The sequence below is a fragment of the Methylocella silvestris BL2 genome, from assembly GCF_000021745.1.
Classification (GTDB): Bacteria; Pseudomonadota; Alphaproteobacteria; order Rhizobiales; family Beijerinckiaceae; genus Methylocapsa; species Methylocapsa silvestris.
In genome coordinates this window covers 1,226,048-1,239,049 of record NC_011666.1, presented here as the reverse complement: position 1 = coordinate 1,239,049, position 13,002 = coordinate 1,226,048, and the positions used below count along the sequence as shown (strand labels likewise).

12 protein-coding genes and 1 pseudogene are annotated in these 13,002 nt (G+C 64.4%); 1 reads left to right on the top strand and 12 read right to left on the bottom strand.

The window, feature by feature from the left end; genetic code table 11:
- Positions 1-4 precede the first annotated feature (4 nt).
- From MSIL_RS05935 to MSIL_RS05885, 11 genes and pseudogenes are all read right to left on the bottom strand, one after another.
- Positions 5-3,520, bottom strand: a complete 3,516-nt coding sequence (locus MSIL_RS05935; RefSeq protein ID WP_012590191.1) for an indolepyruvate ferredoxin oxidoreductase family protein — start codon at positions 3,518-3,520, stop codon at positions 5-7.
- A gap of 332 nt (positions 3,521-3,852) precedes the next feature.
- Positions 3,853-4,974 carry a pyrroloquinoline quinone biosynthesis protein PqqE gene (gene pqqE / locus MSIL_RS05930; RefSeq protein ID WP_012590190.1) on the bottom strand — a complete coding sequence of 374 codons (1,122 nt, stop codon included), beginning with the start codon at positions 4,972-4,974 and terminating at the stop codon, positions 3,853-3,855.
- Positions 4,971-6,037 (bottom strand): annotated as a pseudogene (gene pqqC / locus MSIL_RS05920) (pyrroloquinoline-quinone synthase PqqC). Before pqqC ends, pqqE begins: the two are co-directional and overlap by 4 nt.
- Positions 6,034-6,933 (bottom strand): pyrroloquinoline quinone biosynthesis protein PqqB, encoded by a 900-nt coding sequence (gene pqqB, locus MSIL_RS05915; protein ID WP_012590187.1) that lies wholly within the window; start codon positions 6,931-6,933, stop codon positions 6,034-6,036. Before pqqB ends, pqqC begins: the two are co-directional and overlap by 4 nt.
- 45 nt (positions 6,934-6,978) lie before the next feature.
- The gene (gene pqqA / locus MSIL_RS22305) at positions 6,979-7,056 is read right to left on the bottom strand and encodes a pyrroloquinoline quinone precursor peptide PqqA (RefSeq protein WP_083772291.1); all 78 of its coding nucleotides are present in this window, start codon (positions 7,054-7,056) and stop codon (positions 6,979-6,981) included.
- A gap of 426 nt (positions 7,057-7,482) precedes the next feature.
- Positions 7,483-8,088, bottom strand: coding sequence for a 3-isopropylmalate dehydratase small subunit (gene leuD, locus MSIL_RS05910; protein WP_012590186.1), 606 nt, complete (start codon positions 8,086-8,088; stop codon positions 7,483-7,485).
- Positions 8,089-8,213: 125 nt separating this feature from the next.
- The gene (locus MSIL_RS05905; RefSeq protein ID WP_012590185.1) at positions 8,214-8,609 is read right to left on the bottom strand and encodes a (R)-mandelonitrile lyase; all 396 of its coding nucleotides are present in this window, start codon (positions 8,607-8,609) and stop codon (positions 8,214-8,216) included.
- 59 nt (positions 8,610-8,668) lie between these two features.
- Positions 8,669-9,094 carry a metallopeptidase family protein gene (locus MSIL_RS05900; protein WP_012590184.1) on the bottom strand — a complete coding sequence of 142 codons (426 nt, stop codon included), beginning with the start codon at positions 9,092-9,094 and terminating at the stop codon, positions 8,669-8,671.
- Positions 9,095-9,188: 94 nt separating this feature from the next.
- A complete protein-coding gene (locus MSIL_RS22300) occupies positions 9,189-9,527 on the bottom strand; it encodes a Smr/MutS family protein (protein ID WP_425277110.1) in 339 nt (112 codons plus the stop codon).
- A gap of 260 nt (positions 9,528-9,787) precedes the next feature.
- A complete protein-coding gene (gene mltA, locus MSIL_RS05890) occupies positions 9,788-10,843 on the bottom strand; it encodes a murein transglycosylase A (RefSeq protein WP_012590182.1) in 1,056 nt (351 codons plus the stop codon).
- Between the two features lie 27 nt (positions 10,844-10,870).
- Entirely contained in the window at positions 10,871-11,590 is a 720-nt protein-coding gene (locus MSIL_RS05885; RefSeq protein WP_012590181.1) for a Tim44/TimA family putative adaptor protein, read from the bottom strand.
- A 123-nt stretch (positions 11,591-11,713) separates the two neighbouring features.
- Here MSIL_RS05885 and MSIL_RS05880 point away from each other — a divergent pair, with 123 nt between their 5' ends.
- Positions 11,714-12,220 carry an FxsA family protein gene (locus tag MSIL_RS05880; RefSeq protein WP_012590180.1) on the top strand — a complete coding sequence of 169 codons (507 nt, stop codon included), beginning with the start codon at positions 11,714-11,716 and terminating at the stop codon, positions 12,218-12,220.
- Position 12,221: 1 nt separating this feature from the next.
- Here the strand turns inward: MSIL_RS05880 and MSIL_RS05875 are convergent, their stop codons facing one another.
- Positions 12,222-12,950, bottom strand: coding sequence for a TetR/AcrR family transcriptional regulator (locus MSIL_RS05875; RefSeq protein WP_012590179.1), 729 nt, complete (start codon positions 12,948-12,950; stop codon positions 12,222-12,224).
- Between the last annotated feature and the right edge of the window lie 52 nt (positions 12,951-13,002).

Sequence of the window (13,002 nt, the reverse complement as noted above, 5' to 3'; positions counted from 1 at the left end):
AACGCTATTCGGCGGCCAGCTGCATGTGGCCGGACTTCATCCGGAACTTGTCCATTAGCTCCAGCCCTTCGAATGTCGCGTCCTTGGCGTTGCGCAGCTTCACGTGGCCGAAGCCGCGGACCTTATGCGGCAGTTCGGCGAATTCGACCGCGATTGCGTGATTGTCGGGGGTCAGCGTCACGGCGATCTCGGTAAGCGCGCGTTCATAGCCGACGATCAGCTTGCGCTCCATGCGCCGCTCCCGCGAATAGCCGAACAGGTCGAACGGCGTTCCGCGCAGGATTTTCAGCCGCGCCAGCGTCTTGAAGACCTCCGCCATCCACGGGCCGTAGCTCGATTTCAGCAATTCGCCCTTGGCGTTTTTGCGCGCCAGCACGGGCGGGGCGAGATGGAACTCAAATTTGAGGTCGCCGTCGAACGTCGCCGCGACCTGCCGCGCGAAACTGCCGTCGGAATAGAGCCGGCCGACTTCATATTCGTCCTTGATCGCCATCAGCTTGAACAGGCCGCGCGCGACAGCCTGCGCCAGTTCGTCGCTTCCGGGCGCCTTGATCTGCTCCGCCTCGGCGATCCTCCGCACGGCGCGCAGATAGCGCTTGGCATAGGAGGCGTTCTGGTAGTCGATCAGGAATTCGGCCCGCCGGCGCATCAAGGTCTCGAGCGATTGCGGCTCCGGGGGCGCCGCGCGCGGGTTGAGCGCGGCGGCGGCGGCGGCGACCGACGCCGGATCGGCCGCGGCGCGGCGGCCCCAGAAAAAGGCCTGCCGGTTCATCGCGACGGCTTCGCCATTCAGTTCTATCGCGCGCAGCAGCGAGACTTCCTCGAGAGGCACGAAGCCCTTCTGCCAGGCAAATCCCAGCATGAACATATTGGCGCCGATGGAATTTCCCAGAAGCGTCGCGGCGGTCGCGCTGGCGTCAACGAAAAAGGCTTTGTCTCCGGCCGCCTGGCGGATTGCGCGGCGGATCGACTCTCCCGACAGGTCGAAATCCGGATCGCGGGTAAAATCGCCGGGGAAAATCTCCGCGCTATTGACGACGACCCCGGCCTCGCCCTTGCGGATGGCGGCGCGCGCCTGCGCCGAGCCGGTGACGACAAGGTCGCAGCCGAGCAGCAGATCGGCCTCGCCGGCGGCGACCCGGATCGCGTGAATATCGTCCGGCCGCGCCGCGATCTTGACGTGAGTGACCACCGGGCCGCCCTTTTGCGCTAGTCCGGCCATGTCGATCGCGCCGCAGCCCTTGCCCTCGATATGGGCGGCCATGCCGAGAATGGCGCCGATGGTCACGACGCCGGAGCCGCCGATGCCGGCGACAAGCACGCCATAGGGCCGCGCCCCGATTTCCGGCAGGCGCGGGCGCGGTAGAGTTGAGGCGTCGAAAGCCTGCGCCTCGGGCGGGCGTTTAAGCTGCGCTCCGTGCACCGTTACGAAAGCCGGGCAGAAGCCGTCGGCGCAGGAAAAATCCTTGTTGCAGGTCGATTGGTCGATCGCCCGCTTGCGGCCAAATTCGGTCTCGAGCGGCTGGATCGAGACGCAATTCGATTTGACGCCGCAATCGCCGCAGCCTTCGCAGACGAGTTCGTTGATGATGACCCGCTTCGGCGGATCCGGATATTCGCCGCGTTTGCGCCGGCGCCGCTTTTCCGCGGCGCAGGTCTGGTCGTAGATCAGGATCGAAACGCCGCGCACGTCGGCGAGCGCGCGCTGCGCCTCATCGAGTTTTTCGCGCGGAAAAATATCGAGCCCCGGCGGCCATTCGACATCGGCCGGATATTTTTGCGGCTCGTCGGTCACGACGGTGATCCGCGCGACATTCTCCGCCGCGAGCTGGCGGGCGATGCGGTCGACAGTCAGACCGCCTTCGAGGCGCTGGCCGCCGGTCATGGCGATCGCGTCGTTGAACAGGATTTTGTAGGTGATGTTGGTTTGCGCCGCGACGGCGAAGCGGATGGCGAGAATGCCGGAATGATTATAGGTCCCGTCGCCGAGATTCTGGATGACGTGCGGCCTGGTCGAGAACGGGGCCTCGCCGATCCAGTTCGCGCCCTCGCCGCCCATATGGGTGTAGCCCTCGGTGGAGCGGTCCATCGTCTGCGCCATATAATGGCAGCCGATGCCGGCATAGGCGCGCATGCCATCCGGCACTTCCGTCGAGCGGTTATGCGGGCAGCCGGAGCAGAAATAGGGCGTGCGGACCGGCAGCGTCTCGCTCGCGCCGAGCATCGCCTGCGCGCGTTCGAGCGCCGCGACGCGTTGTTCGAGATCCTCGCTGCGATTGGCGCGCAGCAGCCGGCGGCCGATGGCGATGGCGATGTCATTGGCGTCGAGCGCGCCGGGCGCCGGGAAAAGCCAGCGGCCCGCCTCGTCCTGCTTGCCGATCACGACCGGCTGGTCGGCCGAGCCATAGAGTTCGTGCCGCAGCTGCGCCTCGATCAGCGCCCGCTTTTCTTCGACGACGATGATGAGGTCGAGGCCGCGCGCGAATTCGCGCAAGGAAGCCGGCTCCAGCGGAAAGACGCAGCCGACTTTCAGAACGCGCAATCCGAGCGCATTGGCGCGCACCTCGTCAACGCCAAGGTCGTCCATCGCCTGACGCACGTCGAGATAGGATTTGCCGGCCGCGATGACGCCGATCCGCGCCTTGGCGCCGCCGGAAATGACGATCTTGTTGAGGCGGTTGGCGCGCAGCCAGGCGAGCACGGCGTCGCGCTTGAAATAATGCAGCCGCTTTTCCTGATCGAGCACGGCGTCGCGCGGGCGGATGTTGAGGCCGCCCGGGGGAGGGGCGAAATCATCCGGAAGGACGGGGCTGATCCGGTCGAGCGATCCGTCGATCGAAGCGGTCGCCTCGACGGTGTCCTTCAGGCATTTGAGGCCGACCCAGACGCCGGCGTAACGGCTGAGGGCGAAGCCGAGCAGCCCGTAATCCACGATCTCCTGTATGCCGGACGGCGAGAGGATCGGCATCATCACGTCGATGAAGGTGAATTCCGACTGATGCGCGGTGGACGAGGATTCGGCGGTATGATCGTCGCCCATCAGGGCGACCACGCCGCCATATTTCGATGTGCCCGCCAGATTGACGTGGCGCAAAACGTCGCCGGAGCGGTCGACCCCGGGGCCTTTGCCGTACCAGAGACCGAACACGCCGTCGAACTTGCCCTCGCCGCGCATTTCGGCCTGCTGCGCGCCCCAGATCGCGGTCGCGGCGAGATCCTCGTTGAGGCCGGGCTGGAATTTGATGTCGCTCGCTTCGAGCGCGGCGCCGGCGCGCAGGAAGCCATGGTCGAGGCCGCCGAGCGGCGAGCCGGGATAGCCGGAGATGAAGCCGGCGGTGTTGAGGCCGGCGCGGCGGTCGCGCTCCTTTTGCAGGAGCAGCAGGCGCACCACGGCCTGCGGGCCGGAAACGAAAATCCGGCGCTTGGCGAGATCATATTTATCGGACAGCGCGACGTCCCCGTGGGCGGGGCCTTCGGACGTCTCGAGGCGGTCGAGCGGGCCTTTCACCACGTTCGCCATCGCTGCTCTCTCCCGCCGGAGCTCCCGGCCGTCCAACCACACCCAATCCCTATAGGACGAGACGGCGCGGTTGCCAAGATTCTAGAGCAAGACAGCGGGACGACGCAAAGCATTTCGGCAGGCGCGAAGCGTAGATCCAAGTCGCGCGGGATAGTTTTCCACCGCGAACCATGTTCCGGACGGAAAAACCCCATAAGTTAACAAACAATGATGCTGGAAAAGCCGCAACTATGCGCCCAGTCATCACGTCTGGAAACAAATATATAAAGAGTGTGATCGCCGGCGAGCCCGCTTAGCGGTCATTTGCTCGGCGACTCTTCGGGGCGGCAGAACTATTCGGCTGGAACAGGGGCCTTGACGCCGCGATAGACGTAAGCGATCTCGGTCGCCGCTTCCTCTTCGTTGGCGTGCGCCGCAATGGCCGCCACCTTGTCATGATCGGGCGAGAGATGGCAGACGGGGTCGGCCGCGTTTGCGTCTCCCGTCAAGGCGAACGCCTGGCAGCGGCAGCCGCCGAAGTCGATCTCCTTGCGCGGGCAGGAGCGGCAGGGCTCCTTCATCCACTCCGTGCCGCGGAAGGCGTTGAACGCCGGCGAGGCGAACCAGACGTCGCGCAGGCTGTGGTCGCGCACGTTCCAGAATTCGAGGCCCGGAATGGTCTCCGCCGCATGGCAGGGCAGAACCTTGCCGGTCGGCGTGACATTCAGCGTCCGCTTCGCCCAGCCGCCCATGCACGCCTTGGGATGGCGGGCGTGATAGTCGGGGATCACATGATCGATGACGATGACGCCGGCATAGACCTCGCGCAGCGCCTCGACCTCGGCGATCGCAGCGTCTGCCTGCGCCTTGGTCGGCATCAAGGCGGCGCGATTGACGATGCCCCAGCCGTAATATTGGGTATGCGCGATTTCGACGCGCCGCGCCCCGAGGGCGACTGCGAGCTTGACCATCTGCCCCGCGCGCTCGGCGTTGGCGCGGTGGATCACCGCATTGACGGTGAGGGGCAGGCCGGCGGCGGTCACCCATGCGGCGACGGACTGCTTGCGCGCAAAGGCGCCCTCATAGCCGGCGATATGATCGGCCGATTTCGCCTCGGCGTCCTGGATCGAAAGCTGCACGTGATCGAGGCCGGCGTCGGCGAGCGCCTTGATGCGCTCCTGCGTCAGGCCGATGCCCGAGGTGATGAGATTTGTGTAAAGCCCGACCGAGGCGCAATGGGCGACGATCTCGACGAGGTCGCGCCGCGCCGCCGGCTCGCCGCCGGAGAGATGGGCGTGCAGCACGCCAAGCTCGGCCGCTTCCGTAAACACCTTGATCCAGGCGGCGGTGTCGAGTTCGGCCGCGCGCGAATCGAGTTCAAGCGGATTGGAGCAATAGGGGCAGGCGAGCGGGCAGCGATGGGTCAATTCGGCAAGCAGGCCGACCGGGTTCAAAATCTTGACCGGAGCGTTCATAGGTCCACCATGCGTTTGGCGGCGAGTTCGTTCAAAAGCCGCCGCACGTCTGCATCGATCTGGGCGCGGTCGGCCGCAAAGGTCGCTGCGAGGTCTTCGACGATCGCCTCGATCGTGGCGACGCCGTCGCAGCGCTTCAAGATGGCGACGGCGATGTCGTCAACTTTGACGAGGCGCTCGGGCGCAAGCAACAGCCATTGGCCGCGTGTTTCGTCGAATTTGAGCCGGACGCCGCGCGGCAGGCGGGGCACGATACCCGACCCTTGCCCCACTCCTTGCCCGGGCGCTTGGGCGGTCTCGCTCATGCCGCAGCTCCCTGCGCGGCTGTCTGGCCCGGCCGCCAAGCGCCCGGCGGGATCTCGTGCTCGACATAGGCGCCCCACAGGGCGTCAAGCTGCGACCACAGCACCGCGCATTTGAATTCGAGCGCCTTGATGACAAGATCCTGTTCGGCGCGCGTCCTGGCGTGACCGATTGAATAGGCGAGGGCGAATTCCGCGTCGCGCTGCGCTTGCGGCGGGCGCTGCGAGAAATAGGCGAGCGTCTCCCTGCTCACAAAATTGTAATGCGCCAGCATGCCGGCGACCCGTTCGCCGATGATATTCGGCGAGAACAATTCGGTCAGCGACGAGGCGACTGCTTCAACCACGCTGCGCGCGCGGCAGAATTCGACATAGGCGTCAACGGCGAAGCGCGTCGCCGGCAATATGCCTTCGGTCGAAATCACATAGTCTCTCGAAAAACCGAGGCTGTCGGTGAGCTTCAGCCAGCGCTCGATGCCGCCGTCGCCTTCGCGCAGACCGTCGTGATCCTCGATGCGCTTGCGCCACTGGCGGCGATCCTCGGAAGAGGTCAGCCGCGTCAGAACGGTCGCGTCCTTAATGGGGATCATGGATTGATAATAGTAACGGTTGAGCGCCCAGGCCTGCACTTCTTCGTAAGTGCAGCCGCCGCTGTGCAGGCGGCGATGGAAGCGGTGCAGATTGTGATAGCGCTCGGCCCCGACCTGACGCAGGCGGGCTTCCAGCTCCTCGGCGCTGAGCAGGGCTTCTTCGCCGCTCATAATGTCACCTCCATGCCGTCGTAAGCGACGTCCCACCCGGCCTTTACGACGCTTGCGCGTTCTTTCGAATCCTCGATCAGGACGGGATTCGTATTATTGATATGCACATAGATTTTTCTGGCGATTGCGCCAGAGGCGAAGCGCGCCACCGAGCCGTTTTCGCCGCTCATGGCGACATGGCCCATGCGATGCGCTGTTTTCGGCGAGAGGCCGAGCACGACCATTTCGTCATCGGTGTATGTCGTTCCGTCGAAGAACAGAACATCCGCGCCAGCGAGCCGGTTGAAGACGCGTTCATTGATGTCGGAGCAGCCCGGCACGTAGAAAAAGGTCTTCACGCCGTCGCTGATCTCAAGCCCGATCGTCGATTCGCCTTCCGCGCCGACGTCGACATTGTCCCCCTCGAGATAAAGCGGGATCTTGCCTGGCACGGGAAAGGGGGTGACCTTCAGGCCGACGCCCGTGTCGACTGTCGCATCGAGCTCGACGGGATGCAGATCGACGAGGTCTCTGTTCAACACCCCAAATACGCTCGCGCCCTCGACTTGCGCCAGGGTCGCTCCGCTGCCGAAAACGGTGAAGCTCTGCTGCTCGCGGAGGGTCAAAAGCCCAGCGAGATGGTCGATATCGCCATTGGTGACGAACACGGCCGAAATTGGCGATTGCCGGCTGGCGCCGCGGGGATGAAGCGCCGGCTGGTTGATAATCTGCTGCCGCAGATCGGGAGACGCGTTGAGAAGCAACCAATGCTCCCCATCCGCGCTCACCGCGAGACTCGATTGGCTACGCGCCTTGACGCGTTTGTCTCCACTCCAGGCAAGCTGGCACACGGGACAGTTGCAATTCCACTGGGGAAAGCCGCCGCCCGCTGCCGAGCCAAGAACGAGAATGCGCAAGGCGCGAGCCGATCAGTCGATGCTGTTGTCTGGAGCTTTAAGCTTTCAGATCTCGGCCGAAGCGTAGCTGGTCACTTCCATGCCAACGCAAACTTCAGTAATCACGGGGGTCGTCCAAGCCATATAAGCCTCCTCTGGAATTCAGGCACTAAGCCGGGCTAATTTTCCTACCTCGAACAGGTCTCAGCCCGTTCGACACTGGATATAACATCGCATCCCGCGCTTCGCCATGGCTATTTTTGTTACTTTTCGCAGGGAATCTGTCTAACCGTCTGATTTCGTTCCCTATACACGGGCAGGGCGCAGCGCCACGTTTGTTTCGATCAAAATCATCGCCGGCCCCGATGGATGTTTTGGCAACGAAAGCCGGATGCAATGCCCAATCGCTGCGGAACTTTGCGCAAATCGGCCAAGCTTTCAAAGATCAGCCGGGAAAATTAAGCGCCTATTCTCAATCATCATGTCTTGCCACGGCGTCTTACTTGGCTCGCAGCGGTTTGAACGCGATCACGATTCGCGATCTGCTGAAATCGCGGCGCCGAAGGTCGGCTACAACCACGACCGGCGCCCTTCAATTTTTTGTTCATGCGCGTCGATATGAACGCCTTTTTCCAGCGTCAGTCCGATATCGTCGAGGCCGTTCAAAAGACAATGCTTGCGGAACGGGTCGATCTCGAATCGGATGCGCCCGCCATCGGGGCCGCGGATTTCCTGCGCGTCGAGATCGATCGACAAGGTCGCGTTCGCGCCGCGCTCGGCGTCGTCCATCAGTTTTTCCAGCTCTTCCGGCGAAACGACAATGGGCAGGATGCCGTTCTTGAAGCAATTATTATAGAAAATATCGGCAAAACTCGTCGCGATCACGCATCGGATGCCGAAGTCGAGCAGCGCCCAGGGCGCATGTTCGCGCGAGGAGCCGCAGCCGAAATTGTCGCCGGCGACGAGAATCGACGCCTTGCGATAGGCCGGCTTGTTCAGCACGAAATCGGGATTTTCAGAGCCGTCCTCGCGATAACGCAATTCCGCGAAGAGCCCGCTGCCGAGACCGGTGCGCTTGATCGTCTTCAGATATTGCTTCGGGATCAGCATGTCGGTGTCGACATTGGTGATCTTGAGCGGCGCGGCGACGCCGGTGAGCGAGGTGAATTTGTCCATTTTTTTTCGCGATCCTGAGCCCCGCCGGCGCGAACAGCGCCGTGAAAGCGGGAACATTTAACAAAGCCGCGCTCTGGCGGCAACGCGCGGCAAATTGGAGAAGAAGTCAGTCTAAATTGTCGATGTCACATCCGGTACTGATCGTCGCTGACATGTTCCAGCCAGTCGACAGTCTTGCCGTCAAGCTTTTCCTGGATGGCGATATGGGTCATCCCCGTCGTCGGCGTGGCTCCGTGCCAATGTTTCTCGCCCGGCGAAAACCAGATCACGTCGCCGGGGCGGATTTCCTCGACCGGTCCGCCCTCGCGCTGCGCCCAGCCACAGCCGGCCGTGACGATCAGGGTCTGACCGAGAGGATGCGTGTGCCAGGCGGTGCGCGCGCCGGGCTCAAAAGTGACGCTGGCGCCGGCGACGCGCGCCGGATCGGGCGCACTGAACAGCGGGTCCATTCGGACGGCGCCCGTAAACCAGTCGGCCGGCCCCTTGCCGGAAGGCTGTGAGCCGCTGCGTGTGATTAGCACCTGTCGTTCTCCTTTAGCTCCAGGCGCCGATCGGCCTCGCGAGCCGGAGCTGTCAGCGCCTAGCGCGCGGCGCTTTCGATCGCCTCCATGTCGTCGTCCGACAGGCCGAAATGATGGCCGATCTCGTGAACCAGCACATGGGTGACGATCGCCCCAAGAGAATCGTCCTGCTGCGCCCAGAAATCAAGGATCGGGCGGCGATAGAGCCAGACCATATTGGGGAATTGGCCGGTTTGCATGCTGGAGGCGCCCTGCGCGAGGCCATGACCCCGAAAGAGGCCGAGCAGATCGAATTCGCTCTCGCACTCCATTTCATCAAGGGTCTCGTCATCGGGGAAATCCTCGATGCGGATCACGACGCCCTCGCACAGCTTGCGGAACTCCTCGGGTAAATCGGCGAAGGCGTCCTTCGCCATCAGATCGAAATCATCGATCGAAGGGGCGGTCAGGCGGGTCCAGTCGATGGGGGCTTTGGTCGTCGTCACGGAAGCATCCTCCGGTCGCGCGCAGGGCGCGCATTCAGACATAAGGTGAGGATAATATGGCATCAGACTGAATTTTATCAATTTAATGGACATCTCAATCGCGCCGGAGGCGGGGCCGGCGGATGCGGACATAGAGCGCGCCGGCCCCGCCATGCGGACGCGAGGCCTCCTCGAAGCCAACCACGATCGAGGCATAATCATGGGCGCGCAGCCAATGCGGCACGCTGCGGCGCAGGACGCCGGCTTCCTCCTCGCCGGGGGTTCCCGCGCCGCCGCGTCCCTTTCCCGTTACGACGAGAACGATCTTGGCTCCGTCCAGCTGCGCGCGCACCAAAAATTGACGCAAGGCGAGGCTGGCTTCGTGCGCGCGCAATCCGTGGAGATCGATCGCGGCGTCCGGCGCCATGCGGCCGCGCGAGAGCTTCTGCCGCATCCTGCGCTCGAGCGGGGCGAGCGGCGGAGCGGAGATCGCCGCCGGCGGCGTCGCTGCCCGGTTTTTCGCGGAAGCGCCCTTTGCGCTGGCGGCGACCGGCGCCGGGAGCTCGGGCGCGAGCTCAGGTTTTAGTTTCGTAGGTTCAGGTAAAATGCTGCTCCGTCGTGGTGAAATGGTCTTTGTAACGGCAAGCCACAAAGCGATTTCTTCATCGGACAGCCGGCGCAGTCGACCCCGGCCGACAGGTGGAGCGCTTTCCTTCACCGCGGCGCACTCTCTCTGGCGCCCGCTGCGGCGCATTCCCGGGCTGGAAGCAAAGCGACGAATTCGCCGGCATGTCGCACATTGCCGGCCCGCGCGCCGGCCTCATCTCCCGATCCGAAGAAGATATCCGCGCGCGCGGGACCGAGAATAGCAGAGCCGGTATCCTGCGCAATCATGAGGCGGCGCACGCGTCCGCCCTCGGACGCGGCCAGATCTACGTCGATCCAGACAGGGGTTCCATAGGCATAGAGGCTGCGGTCCACCGCGAGCGAACGCAGCGGCGTCAGCGGAAGTCCGGCGCCGCCGATCGGGCCGGCCGCCGGGTCAAGCGTCGCGTCAGCCTCGAAGAAAACATAGGAGGGATTGCGGGCCATCAGCTCCGCGCCGGCCTCGCCTTGTCTTTGGCCGTGCGCCCTGATCCAGCCTTTCAGCGCGGCGAGCGACATGGCGTCCGGCGCGATGGCGCGGCTTTCGATCAGGATCGCGCCGATCGAGCGGTAAGGCCAGCCGTTGCGCCCGGCGTAAACGAGGCGCAACAGGCACCCGTCGGCAAGGCGCACCCGCGCCGAGCCCTGCACCTGGATCAGAAAAACCTCGACCGCGTCCTTGAGCCAGACGATCGGCTGGCAAAGATGGTCGATCGCGCCCGAAAGGATGGCGGCCCGGTCGGGCAGTTTGGTATCGGCAGGACTATTGGGGCGAGACAGGATCGGCGCGGCAAAATCCGCGCTCCGGGTCAGCGAACCATCGACGACCGGCTCGTAATAGCCGGTGAAAAAGCCGGCCTGAGCGGCGCCGCGAACCGGACGAAAGGAGCTTTCAAAGAAGCGGCGCGCGGCCGGGGCGCTGACGCCGCAAGGCTCGTCGAGCGCGCGCCGGCAGATTGAAATCAGCGCCGGCGAGGGCGGCGCGGCCTGTCGCAACGGAGGCCGACCCGCAACGATTGCGGCGGCCGTCTGCCGAAACGCCGCGAAGGCGGCGGCGTGGTCGTCATCGGCGAACCCCGGAAGATCGGAGAAGGCGAGCGATTCGAGGCGGAGCGCTGCAACCATGGGCGAGGCGTCAGGCTTGGCGGAGCCTCATCGTTGGTCGCCGGTCGAGATGAGCCTCCAGTTCGGATCGCGCGCGCCAACGTCGCGGGCGAAACGCCAGGTGTCGTTGATCTCGACGACCTGTTCGGGATTGCCCTCGATCACTGTCCCCGCGGCATTGCGCGTCGCCGTGATGATCTGCGCCGAGAAGCGGACGGCGATCTCGGCCATGCGGCCGTTCAGCTCGGCGTCGGCGATCGCCCCATTGTCGATGGCGACGAATGACGTCTCGATCTTGTCGCCGCGCTTCTCGCGCTCCGTGAGCGCGGTGACGAAACTGTCGTAGACGCTCTTGTCGAGCAGATTCTGCAGCATCGGCCGGTCGCCGTCGGCAAAGCCGATCACGATCATTTCATATGCCGTCTTCGCCCCTTCGAGAAAGGATTTGATCTCGAAAGACCGGTCGGCCGCGGCGATGGCGTCAAGGCCGGCCCAGGCTTTTGAGCCGGGCTCGGCATGGGGTTTCCAGCGCGAGGAGGGATCGGCGGCTGCGGCCTGCGCGATTGGCGCGGAGGCGCCGGGCAGCGGAATCACCTTGCCCTCGCCTTCGCCGGGGCGCTTTGCGGCGGAGGGTTCGCCGGCGATAAAGGGGTTTCTCGGCGGCTTCTCCGTTCCCGTCCGCGCGCCGAGGATGCTGCGCAGCTTCCATACGACGAAGGCGGCGAGAAGCGCGAAGATGATGGTCGAGACGTCGAATGAGTTTTGCATGGGGTGCGAGTGGCTCCGGCTCAGCCGCGGCCCGTTGCGCCGCATGCTCATCCTTATCATATATGAAGTGGGGCGGCAGGCGGCGGAAATCCAGTCGGCGCGGCTCCGCGGCATCTTCGGGTGATGGTCTTATCGATGCGCCTTAGCGGCAAGATTCCGCTCTTTTTCGCTCTCTGGCTGCTTGCGGAATTCGCCGCATTCACCCTCGTGTCCGGCATGGTCGGGCTCCTGGGCGCGCTGTTTTTGTGCCTTTTGACCAGCCTTGCCGGCCTCGCCATGCTGCGCCGGCTAGGTTTTTCCACCGCGCTTCAGCTGCGGCGCGCGATGGCGGCGCGGTCGTCCGGGCAGACGGGCGCCTCGCGCGAGGCCATGCTCGACGGCGCGCTGGTCGGATTTGGCGCGGTCTTGCTGATCATTCCGGGCTTCGTGTCGGATTTCTTCGGGCTGGCGCTGGCGGCGCCGTCGGTGCGCAACTGGATTCAGGAGAGGATGAGCACGGGCCGCACCAGCCGGGGACCCGGCCGCAAGGGCGCGCCGACTCTCGTCGACCTCGATCCGCAGGAATGGTCGCGGGTCGAACAGCCGAAAGAGCCGGATCGGCTGGAGCCGACGGATCGCCGCAGCAGCTAGCCTAAATCCCCGCGTCTTCCTTCTCGGCCCGCTGCCGGCTCGTGCGGCGGCTGTCGAACAGGGAGCGAGTGAGGGTAAAGAGCGGCGCGGCGAGACGGTTCAGATCTTCGGCGCGGGCGACGAGGCTCGCGCCCCGGGTCAGTTCGCGATCCAGGGCCGCCATAGTCGTCGCAAGGCCGCTGTCGTCGTCGCGGAACCAGATGGGGAGGATGCGCGCCCAGGCGAGGGCCAGCCCTTGCAGCTTGACCGCGCCAACGGCGCCTTCCGATTCAATTCCCGCCGCTTCCAGCATGAATCGCATCGAATTGACGGTGAGCCGATTGACGGCGGCGGCGGCGATCGGATCGCGCCGCGTCCAGTCGAAAATGCTCTCGACGCCGAGCTTATAGGGGGCAAGCGCGTCGAGACGGCGCATCAGAACGTCGAACAGGCGCTCCTTCGCCGGCTCGCCGGCAAGATCCGCGTTTGGCGCGTCGAGAACCGCCTTGTCGATCTTGCGGAAGAAGCTGGCCAGAATCGCGCCCTTCGAGGGAAAATAATCCCGAAAAGTGGAGAGCGAGAGATTGGCCCGCGTCGCAACGTCCGAGATCGTGATGTCGTCCCAATTGCGCTCGCTCGCGAGCTCCAGCAGCGCCTCGACGATGGCCTCGCGCGGATCCTTCGGCGGCGACGTCAAATCGCCGGCCTCCTCTTCTGCGCCGCTTCCCGAGGATGTCTTATGCTCGTTCATCGTCAACTCCAGGCTCGCCGGCGCGGCCGGGCCGCGCCGCGCAGACTTCGCA

Bases quoted from the DNA above. Each gene is read 5' to 3' on its own strand.
- MSIL_RS05880 (WP_012590180.1), top strand. From the start codon at position 11,714: ATGGTCTTATCGATGCGCCTTAGCGGCAAGATTCCGCTCTTTTTCGCT.
- MSIL_RS05885 (WP_012590181.1), bottom strand. From the start codon at position 11,590: ATGCAAAACTCATTCGACGTCTCGACCATCATCTTCGCGCTTCTCGCC.
- leuD (WP_012590186.1), bottom strand. From the start codon at position 8,088: ATGGACAAATTCACCTCGCTCACCGGCGTCGCCGCGCCGCTCAAGATC.
- mltA (WP_012590182.1), bottom strand. From the start codon at position 10,843: ATGGTTGCAGCGCTCCGCCTCGAATCGCTCGCCTTCTCCGATCTTCCG.
- MSIL_RS05935 (WP_012590191.1), bottom strand. From the start codon at position 3,520: ATGGCGAACGTGGTGAAAGGCCCGCTCGACCGCCTCGAGACGTCCGAA.
- MSIL_RS05875 (WP_012590179.1), bottom strand. From the start codon at position 12,950: ATGAACGAGCATAAGACATCCTCGGGAAGCGGCGCAGAAGAGGAGGCC.
- MSIL_RS22300 (WP_425277110.1), bottom strand. From the start codon at position 9,527: ATGCGGCAGAAGCTCTCGCGCGGCCGCATGGCGCCGGACGCCGCGATC.
- pqqE (WP_012590190.1), bottom strand. From the start codon at position 4,974: ATGAACGCTCCGGTCAAGATTTTGAACCCGGTCGGCCTGCTTGCCGAA.
- pqqA (WP_083772291.1), bottom strand. From the start codon at position 7,056: ATGGCTTGGACGACCCCCGTGATTACTGAAGTTTGCGTTGGCATGGAA.